Annotated in this window: 8 protein-coding genes; 7 read left to right on the top strand and 1 reads right to left on the bottom strand. The window is 70.7% G+C overall.

What is annotated here, in order from left to right; all coding sequences use genetic code 11:
• The 7 genes from ACWDX6_RS25740 to ACWDX6_RS25710 all read left to right on the top strand — a co-directional run.
• The coding region (locus tag ACWDX6_RS25740) for a VOC family protein (RefSeq protein WP_451487246.1) at nucleotides 1-351 on the top strand (351 nt) is incomplete at its 5' end.
• A 67-nt stretch (nucleotides 352-418) separates the two neighbouring features.
• Nucleotides 419-1084, top strand: coding sequence for a class I SAM-dependent methyltransferase (locus ACWDX6_RS25735; protein ID WP_451487245.1), 666 nt, complete (start codon nucleotides 419-421; stop codon nucleotides 1082-1084).
• A gap of 63 nt (nucleotides 1085-1147) precedes the next feature.
• Nucleotides 1148-1642: a GNAT family N-acetyltransferase gene (locus tag ACWDX6_RS25730; RefSeq protein WP_451487244.1), complete on the top strand. Its 495-nt coding sequence runs from the start codon at nucleotides 1148-1150 to the stop codon at nucleotides 1640-1642.
• Between the two features lie 212 nt (nucleotides 1643-1854).
• Nucleotides 1855-3195, top strand: coding sequence for a hemolysin family protein (locus tag ACWDX6_RS25725; RefSeq protein ID WP_451487243.1), 1341 nt, complete (start codon nucleotides 1855-1857; stop codon nucleotides 3193-3195).
• The gene (locus ACWDX6_RS25720; protein WP_451487242.1) at nucleotides 3192-4211 is read left to right on the top strand and encodes a hemolysin family protein; all 1020 of its coding nucleotides are present in this window, start codon (nucleotides 3192-3194) and stop codon (nucleotides 4209-4211) included. The genes ACWDX6_RS25725 and ACWDX6_RS25720 overlap by 4 nt, the downstream gene beginning before the upstream one ends.
• Before the next feature lie 109 nt (nucleotides 4212-4320).
• Nucleotides 4321-5109 carry an SGNH/GDSL hydrolase family protein gene (locus ACWDX6_RS25715; RefSeq protein ID WP_451487251.1) on the top strand — a complete coding sequence of 263 codons (789 nt, stop codon included), beginning with the start codon at nucleotides 4321-4323 and terminating at the stop codon, nucleotides 5107-5109.
• 187 nt (nucleotides 5110-5296) lie between these two features.
• Entirely contained in the window at nucleotides 5297-6100 is an 804-nt protein-coding gene (locus tag ACWDX6_RS25710) for an endonuclease I family protein (protein WP_451487241.1), read from the top strand.
• A gap of 85 nt (nucleotides 6101-6185) precedes the next feature.
• Here the strand turns inward: ACWDX6_RS25710 and ACWDX6_RS25705 are convergent, their stop codons facing one another.
• A complete protein-coding gene (locus ACWDX6_RS25705; RefSeq protein WP_451487240.1) occupies nucleotides 6186-9326 on the bottom strand; it encodes a hypothetical protein in 3141 nt (1046 codons plus the stop codon).
• Nucleotides 9327-9878 lie beyond the last annotated feature (552 nt).

Here is a 9878-nt window from a genome sequence, read left to right as displayed (position 1 = left end):
CAACCCATCCTGGCCACAGTTCACCAAATCGTGTCCGACGGCGCGGACCCGGCCGCCATGTGCGCGTCCGGGCCCCACCTCGCGGGGGGGGCCCCGCCCCCCCGCCCCCCCGACTGGTCGTACATCGACCCGCCCGATTTCGTCCGGCTCGCCTTTCAGCGGGTGCCGGAGGGCAAGGCCGTGAAGAACCGGCTCCATCTGGACCTCCAGGTGGCCGATCTCGACGCGGCGGCCGACGAGGCGACCGGCCGGGGGGCGGAGCGGGTCGCCGGGATCGTCACCGACGACCACGGCGACTTCCAGGTGATGCGGGACCCGGAGGGCAACGAGTTCTGCTTCGTGACGGGCTGAGCGGCGCGGAACGGGGAAGAATCACCCCGTCCGCGTCTGCGCCGTCGAGCGCCGGAGGAGGTCCGCGATGTCCCCGCGTTCCACCCGGGTCCCCCGGGACGCCGTCCACCACCCCCTCTTCGCCCGCTTCTACGCACGGTTCAGCGTCGCCGCCGACACCAAGGGCGGTATCGGCGACCTGCGTACGGAGCTGCTCAGCGGCCTCTCGGGCCGGGTCATCGAGATCGGCGCCGGGAACGGCCTCAACTTCGCGCACTACCCCGGGGCCGTCTCGGAGGTGGTGGCCATCGAACCGGAGCGCCATCTGCGGCGGTTGGCGGCCGAGGCCGCCCTGCGCGCGGAGGTGCCGGTCGATGTGGTGCCCGGCGCGGCGGAGGCGCTGCCGGTGAAGAGCGAGGCGTTCGACGCGGCGGTGGTCTCGCTGGTGCTGTGCACCGTACGGGATGTCCCTCGCGCGCTCGCCGAGTTGTACCGGGTGCTGCGTCCGAGTGGTGAACTGCGCTTCTTCGAGCACGGGTCGGCACCGGGCCGCGGGATGGCTCGCGCTCAGCGCGCTCTCGACCGCACGGTCTGGCCGCTGCTCTTCGGCGGCTGCCACACGGCGCGCGATCCGCTGGCGGCGATCGAGGCGGCGGGGTTCGAACCGGCGGCGTACCGCCGTCTCACCGTCCCGGCGGACGGTCCCCGCCTACCGTCCTCCTTCTGTGTGCTGGGATCGGCGCGACGCGGCTGAGGACCGCCGACGGCCGGCGGACGGGGTCGACGTGCGGCGCCCGGCGGTGGTGGGATGCCTACCATGAATGATCTTCGTATCCGGGCCGCCTCCCCCGCCGACCTCGACACCGTGCTGGCCTTCTGGAAGGTCGCCGCCGAGGGCACCAGCATCAGCGACGACCGTGACGGGATCGAGCGGCTCGTCGCCCGCGACCGGGAGGCGCTGATCCTCGCCGAGCGCGGCGGCGAGCTGGTCGGCACGGTCATCGCCGGTTTCGACGGCTGGCGCTGTCACCTCTACCGGCTCGCCGTCCACCCCGGCCACCGCCGCCAGGGCGTCGGGGGCGCGCTGCTCGCGGCGGCCGAGGAGCGTTTCGTACGGCTCGGGGGGCGGCGTGCGGACGCGATGGTGCTGAACCGCAACGAGCTGGGGCAGCGTGCCTGGCGTGCGGCGGGGTACGGGGCGGAGGAGCGGTGGAGGCGCTGGGTCAAGCCGCTGCCGCCCGTACCCGCCCGGGACGACACGGACGGCACGGGCGACGCGGGCGACGCGGGCGACGCGGGCGGCCGGTCCTGACCCGGGCGCACGAGCAGCCGCGGCCGGCCGAGCCCGTACGCCAGGGTGATCAGCCGATCGCTTTGCCCGTCCTTTACCATAGGTGCTTTCTTCCCGACGACCGAAAGGTGTGAGCGTCCGCCCATGGGCGAGCCTCCCAGTAGCAGCCTGCGCCACGACCCCCATCGAGCGCCCCCTACGCCCCTGTCCGACCATGGGACGGAGGTGAATCGATGATCGAAGTGCTTCTTCTCGTGGTGGCGCTGCTGCTCTCGCTGGCGTGCGGCGCGTTCGTCGCGGCCGAGTTCTCGCTGACCACGGTCGAGCGCGGCGAGCTGGAAGCGGCCGTCGAGCGGGGAGAGCGGGGGGCCGCGAGCGCGCTCAAGGCCGTCAAGACGCTCACCTTCCAGCTCTCCGGCGCGCAGCTCGGCATCACCGTCACCAACCTGGTCGTCGGCATGCTCGCCGAACCCTCGATCGCCAAGCTGATCCGCGGCCCGATGGAGGCCGTCGGCGTCGCTCCCTCGATCGCCTCCTCGGTCGCCCTGGTGATCGGCACCGGCCTGTCGACCGTCGTCCTGATGGTCGTCGGCGAACTGGTCCCCAAGAACTGGGCCATCTCCTCACCGCTGGCGATCGCGAAGCGGGTGGCCACCCCGCAGCGGGTCTTCACCGCCGCGTTCAAGCCGCTGATCAGCCATCTCAACAACACCGCGAACCGGATCCTGCGCCGGATCGGGATGGAGCCGGCCGAGGAGCTGGCCTCCGCGCGTTCCCCCCAGGAGCTGGTGGCGCTGGCCCGCCACTCCGCCCGTGAGGGGGCGCTGGAGCCGGACACCGCCGAGCTGTTCGTACGGACCCTCAACCTGGCCGAGCTGACGGCGGAGAACGTGATGACGCCGCGGGTCCAGGTCACCGCCCTGGAGGTGCAGGCCACCGCCGAGGACGTCGCCAACGCGACCCGCGCGACCGGCCTGTCCCGCTTCCCCGTGTACCGCGGGAACCTCGACTCCGTGGTCGGGATCGCCCACATCAAGGACGTCCTGGCGATACCGGCCGGCGAGCGGCGCCTGCGCCGGATCGGCGACATGCTGCGCGAGCCGCTGCTGGTCCCGGAGACCCTGACCGTGGACCGGCTGCTGGACCAGCTCTCGGGCAAGCAGACGATGGCCGTCGTCATCGACGAGTACGGCGGCACGGCCGGCGTCGCCACGCTCGAGGACATCATGGAGGAGGTCGTCGGCGAGGTGCGCGACGAGCACGATCCGCACGAGACGCCGGACCTGGCGCCGGCGGGCGTGGACGCGGACGGGCGCGACCTCTGGTCCGCCGACGGCGCGGCCCGTACGGACCAGTTGGAGGCGATCGGCCTGCGCGTGCCGGACGGCCCGTACGAGACGCTGGCCGGTGTCCTCGCCACGGAGCTGGGCCGCATCCCGGCGGTCGGTGACCGGGTGGAGCTGGCCGACTGGAGGCTGGACGTCGTGGACGCCTCCGGGCGCCGGGCGGCGCGCGTACTGATGCACGCGCCGCTCAACGACGGCTCCGACGAGACCGGGGAGGCGGGCCGATGACCGCGATCCAGCTGCTGATCGGCCTTATGACGCTGGTCGTGAACGCCTTCTTCGTCGGCGCGGAGTTCGCCCTGATCTCCGTACGCCGCAGTCAGATCGAGCCGGAGGCGGAGGCCGGGAACCGGCGGGCCCGCAGCGTCATCTGGGGTCTGGAGCACGTCTCGGCGCTGCTCGCCGCGGCGCAGCTCGGCATCACGCTGTGCACCCTGGTGCTCGGTGTCGTCGCCGAGCCCGCCATCGCGCATCTGCTCGAACCGGTCTTCGACGCGATCGGCGTGCCGCACGGTCTGGTGCACCCGATCTCGTTCGTGATCGCGCTGGCCGTGGCGACCTATCTGCACATGCTGCTCGGCGAGATGGTCCCGAAGAACATCGCGCTGGCGGAGCCGACGCGTACCGCGCTGCTCCTCGGACCGCCGCTGGTGGCCCTCGCCCGGACGCTGCGTCCGGTGATCTTCACGGTCAACGCCTTCGCCAACGCCCTGCTCAAGCTGTTGCGGGTGGAGCCGAAGGACGAGGTCTCGGCGACGTTCTCGGACGACGAGCTGGCCCGGATGGTGACGGACGCGGGCGTCGCCGGCCTGCTGGACGACCGGGCGGCCGAGCGGCTGCACGACGCCCTGGAGCTGGGGCGCCGTCCGGTGCGGGACGTCGTCATGCCGGTGGAGAGGGTCGTGTACGCGGCGGTGGGCACGACGCCGGAGGAGCTGGAGGCGCTCTCGGCGGAGTCGGGCTTCTCCCGCTTCCCGGTGGTCGACTCGGGCCGCCGGATCCTCGGCTACCTCCATGTGAAGGACGCCCTGGACGCGGCCCCGCGCGACCTGCCGTTCCCGGTCGCGGCGATGCGGCCGATCGCCCGGGTGCGGGCGGCGACGCCGATGGACGACGTGCTGACGGCGATGCGCCGCAGCCGGACGCATCTGGCGGCGGTCCTGGACGAGGACGGCAAGCTGGCCGGCCTCGTCACGATGGAGGACGTGCTGCGAGAGCTGGTGGGCCGGCCGGCGACGCAGTGACTCCGGTCTGCCGGAGCCCCGGGGCGCGTCCGCGCGCCCCGGGGCTCCGTCCGTGCCCGGGCTCCGGCGGACTCCCGCTCCCATACCGCACGGTATGATCTTCTCCGCCATGGAGATGAATGCCACCTACACCAGTCTTGTCGCCGTGGGCGACAGCTTCACCGAGGGCATGTCGGACCGTCTGCCCGACGGCACGTACCGGGGGTGGGCGGACCTGCTCGCGGCCCGGCTGGCCGCGCGTACGCCCGATTTCCGGTACGCGAATCTCGCCGTACGCGGAAAGCTCATCGGCCAGATCGTCGAGGAGCAGGTGGACCTGGCCGCCGCGATGAAGGCGGACGTGGTGACCCTGGTCGGCGGGTTGAACGACACCCTGCGGCCGAAGTGCGACATGGGGCGGGTGCGCGGGCTGCTGACGGAGGCGGTCGAGCGGCTGGCGCCCTCCTGCGGGCAGCTGGTCCTGATGCGCAGCCCCGGCCGGCAGGGCCCGGTCATGGAACGGTTCCGCTCCCGCATGGAGGAGCTCTTCGGGTACGTCGACGAGCTCGCCGCCCGGCACGGCGCCCTGGTGGTCGACCTGTACGGGGCTCCGGTGCTCGGGGACCCGCGCCTGTGGGACGTGGACCGGCTCCATCTGACCGGCGAGGGGCACCGGCGGGTGGCCGAGGCCGTGTGGCAGGCCCTGGGCCTGGACCCGGAGGACGACTGGCGGGCACCGCTGCCGGCGGCCGTGCGTCCGAGGTGGACGAGCCGGCGCGCCGAGGACGCCCGCTTCGCCAGGGAACACCTCGGCCCCTGGGTGGGCCGCCGGCTGACCGGCCGCTCCTCGGGTGACGGCCGCCCGGCGAAGCGCCCCGAACTCCTGCCGTACGAACCGCCGACGGGCCTGGGCGCCTGAGCGAACGGGCGGCGGGCGAGGGACGCGCCGTATGCCAGAACGTCACGGAAAAGCCCTCTGACCGTTACACGACAACACACTGCCGCATGCCACTCTCCCGGTGACAAGAACTCAACACGCGTAGAACGCCTCGCCCTTGAGCCCGGAGCGACGTTCATCGCGCGTGCCGTCCCGGGAAGGGCCCCCCATGTCCGTTCTGCAGACAGGCCGGTGGAAGATGCTGGCGGCAGGCATGGCCGCCACGCTCGTCGGCCTCACGCTCCCCGCGGTCACCGCGACTCCCGCGAGCGCCACGACCACCGCCTATGACAGCACGTACTACAAGAACGCGGTCGGCAAGACCGGCACCAGCCTGAAGTCCTCGCTGCACACGATCATCAGCAACCAGAGCAGAATCTCGTACGACGCCGTCTGGACCGCGCTGAAGGCCACCGACCAGGACCCGAACAACAGCGCCAACGTGCTCCTGCTGTACAGCGGCGTCTCGCGGAGCAAGAACCTCAACGGCGGCGACGTCGGCGACTGGAACCGCGAGCACGTGTGGGCCCAGTCCCACGGCAGCTTCGGCACGTCGGCCGGCCCCGGCACCGACCTGCACCACCTGCGCGCGTGCGACGTCCAGGTCAACAGCATCCGCGGCAACAAGGACTGGGACAACGGCGGCAGCCCGGTCAGCGGTGCGACCGGCAGCTACACGGACAGCGACTCCTTCGAGCCGCGCAACGCGGACAAGGGCGACGTGGCGCGCATGATCCTCTACATGGCCGTCCGCTACGAGGGCGACGACTCCTGGGCCGACCTGGAGCCCAACGAGTCGTCGGCCAACGGAAGCGTCCCGTTCCACGGCCGCCTGGCGATCCTGAAGCAGTGGAACGAGCAGGACCCGCCGAGCGCCTTCGAGGAGCGCCGCAACGACCTCATCCACAGCACCTACCAGGGCAACCGGAACCCGTTCATCGACCACCCGGAGTGGGTCGAGGCGATCTGGTAGCGGATCGCGGCATGGGACGAGGGGCCGCCCCGGATCACTCCGGGACGGCCCCTCACCTGTTCAGACGATCAGATCACTCAGGGGGTCACCCGAAGGACTTGATGCCGTTCCAGTTGGCCGACAGGACGGTCTTGACGGGTGCGTTGGTGTTGGTGGTGGACGGGTAGTACAGCTTGATGTTGCCGGTGTCGGCGAAGCGGGCCCAGATGTCGGGGATGCCGTCACCGCTGACGTCGGGGATGCCGATCGCGGTGGAGACGTTGGCCGCGGTCCAGCTGGTGCCGAAGGCGACGTCACCGTTGAGGGAGTTCGCCGCCAGCTTGAGGGACTCGAGGTCCACGCTGCCGGTTCCGGTGCCGGGCTTGCCGTGGCGGACGTACATGTTGCCGTTGTCGGTGTTGCGCCACAGCAGGTCGGGGGTGCCGTCCTTGTTCATGTCCGCGAGGTTGACGATGTCACGCGGGGCGGCCCAGGCGCTGCCCTCCATGAGGGTGGCGGTCTGGAAGGTGGCGCCGGTGTAGCCGGACAGCACCCAGAACGCGGTGCCCGCGCGCAGGGCGAGGTCGGGCAGCTTGTCGCCGGTGATGTCACCGACCGCCTTCATCTGCGTCCACGTCGAGGGCGCCGGCGCGTTCGACGGGAGGCGGATCTTGAGCCGGTCGCCGACGTTGAAGGTGCCGTAGCCGTCGCCGGGGTAGAGGTAGAACGTGCCGTCGGGGTCGACCGCGAACAGGTCCGTGGACCCGTCGCCGGGGTAGACGTCCTGGTAGTGGGCGATCAGCGCGGCCTTGGTGCCGTTCCACCACGGGGTCTTCGGGGCCAGGACCGGCTTGCCGTCGGCGCCGATGGTGTAGGAGCCGGTCAGGCCCGCGTACAGCTCTCCGCCCGGGGAGCCGGGGTAGGAGAAGAAGTTGCCGTTCGCGTCGATGATCATCAGGTCCGGGATGCCGTCCCCGCCGACGTCGCCGGGACCGTCCGCGGCGTCACGCGGCGGGATGTAGGTGGCGTAGTCGGTGCGGGCGCTGACATTGCCGTTGGCGTCGAGCGCGAAGATGTGCAGCCAGTTCGGGCCCGCGTGCGGCGGCTTGAGGTCGGAGACGGTGTAGGAACCGTTCACCGCGGTGACGTCGGTGTAGCTGACGCCTTCCCAGCCGTAGCGGAACTTCGCCGCACCCTCGGACGAGAAGGTCATGGAGCCGGTGTTGCCGAACTTCACGGTGGCCCAGGTGGCGCCGTCGGAGGTGGCCCGCTTGAACGGGGTGGTGTCCTCGTCGACGACCGGCGGCGGCGGGGCCGAGCCGTCGATGGTCACGGCGCAGTTGTCGGTGGTGTTGGCCGGGAAGTAGGAGGAGACGGCGCCGGCCGCGTCCTCGGCCCGCACGGCCCAGTAGTAGGTGGCCTTGTCCTCCAGGGAGGTCGAGGCGATCGTGGTCGACGCCCAGCCGCTGGACAGGCTGGTGACCAGGGTGCCGGCCGGGACGGTGGTACCGGCCTTCCAGAACTTGAAACGCAGGCCCTTCAGGTTGCCGTCCGGGTCACTCGCGTAGGCCTTCAGGACCAGGTTGGTCTTGCCGACCGTACGGCCCGGGGCACCGACGACACAGGCGAAGCCGGCGATCGTTCCGTTGGTGGGCTCCGCCGGCGGACGGTTGTAGGTGACCTCCAGCGTGGCGGAGGTGGCACGGAACTTGCGCCAGGTCTGCGTGTCGCTCTCGCTGGTCGCGCGCAGGCCGAAGGTGATGTTCGACCAGCCGTTGTCGGCGCCCTTCTGGGCGGCCGCGACGACGCCGGAGTTGTTGAACATCTCGTACTCGTCCGGGCAGGACGTCGACCAGCCGTGCGCGAAGGACTTCGACTGCAGGTGCGTCGACCAGGACGGCTGCGCGTTCCACGTCGTACCGGAGGAGATGGAGCCGGTCAGGTAGAACTTGAACTCACGGTCGGTGCAGGACCAGGAGTGGTTGTTCAGCACCTTGAAGGCCGCGGAGGTGACCTTGGCGCCCTTCATCTTCGAGTCGAAGCCCATCCGCCAGAAGGAGCGGCCCAGACCACCGGTCTCCGACTCGTAGCCCACGCGGGCGTCGGAGGTGCCGGAGGAGAAGTTCGTGCCGTTGTAGAAGCTGGAGTTCGGGTACGGGCGGTACGCCGTCGTCCACGCCTGCCAGCCCGAGTTCATCGTCGGGTCGACGAAGAGCGGGAACTTCGCGCTCTTGTCGGCGAGGAGCTTGGTGGCGCCGAGGTTCAGCGCGAGCCGGGCCGTACCGGTCCTGTCACCCTCCAGGGCGACCGGCAGCTGGGCGGACTTGGCGCCCGGCTCGATACCGGTGAGGCCGGACAGCTTCAGCACGTCGGCGGGCGTGGCGGTCGACGTACGGGCAACCGTGCCCTCGGGCAGCTCGGGGTCGCGGCCGCTGGAGTCCCAGGCGAACGGAGTCGGGATGGACCCGACCTCCTTGCCCTTCTTGTCCAGCACCAGCACGCGGTTGGCCTTCGTGTCGAGCTGGAAGGTCGCCGTCGTCGAGCGCAGCCCGTACGCCACGGACGTGAGCGCTTCCTGCTGGGCCGCCTCCGGCGTCTTCACGATGAGGAGCTGGGCGAAGCCGCCCTCCTCACGGGCCACCAGGAGCAGATCGACGCCGGGCAGAACCTCGGAGTAGAGGGCGCGCGGGCCGTCGAGCACCGGCTCGGGCAGGGCGCCCGGCCAGGTGTAGGTGAGGGTGTGACCGCCGAACTCGACCTCGGCCAGCGGCGATTCACCCGGCTGCGGGGCACGGGCGTACGAACGGTCCGCACGAGAGGCGTCCTTGCCGCCGCCGCTGGCGAACCGCACCGGATACGCCGCGTTCACGGGCGAGATGCCGAGCCCGCGGGGCGCCTTGTCGGAGCGCTGGAGCTTGTTGTCGATCGGCGCCCACCGGCCGGCGGCGTTCTTCGCGCGCTGCGGAAGAGCGTGCGTCTGCGAACGCAGCTGCCCGTCGGGCAGCGCCCAGGTCAGCGCGGTGGCCGTGGTGGCGGTGTCGACGAGGACCTTCTTGCCACTGCGCACGGCCTCGGCCAGCGCGGTGGCCTCGTCCTTCGGTCCGGTGGCGGTCCGCTGGGCATCGGTGGCCTTGCCACCGGCCGTCGTCGCGGGTGCGGAATCGGGCTGCCACCAGGGCAAGAGGGCAGCGGTGAGGGCGGCCAACACCAGGCCGATGGTCAGGGACAGCCGCGTGCGCGTGCGCACGAAGGGGCTGAGATATGGAGGCGGCGCGGGCACGAGGTCTACTCCCGTGTGAACCAGGTGGATGGTGGACAGCACAACCAGCCCCTACGGCGAGCCGCGGGGCATGGGAGCGTCACGATCACACACCCGCCACAGAGCGTCCACACATGAGAACTTTATAAATCGTTTACCAAAGCAGAGCGATCAACCTCCGTGACGCCGGGACACTCCCCCTTCACGGCTTTTGGGGCCAAGGGATGAGGGGACATCAGGTGATTACCCGTATTGCCTGATTCTCCGTCAGAGAGGCACTGTGGCCCGCAATATGGCGTGACCAAGGTCACGTGGGCTTACTTTGCGTAGCCGTAATAGACCTTGCTGTCGTCGGCCCTCGTGACAGAAAGTGCCCCCGCGGGCGTCTCCGGACGTTCGCCTCTTGGCGTTTCTGCGCCTTTCTGTTTGCAATTTCTTCACTTCGTGGCTGGTGGGAGTCGACGCGTATGCGTGCTTCAGGTCCGCTGCCATGGCTGGGGCGAGGACGCCCAGTCATGACAGAGTCGATACGACGGCGCC

The sequence above is a fragment of the Streptomyces sp. NPDC003027 genome, assembly GCF_053591435.1.
Note: the sequence above shows the minus strand (reverse complement) of the source record. Positions and strands in the feature narration are given on the sequence as shown.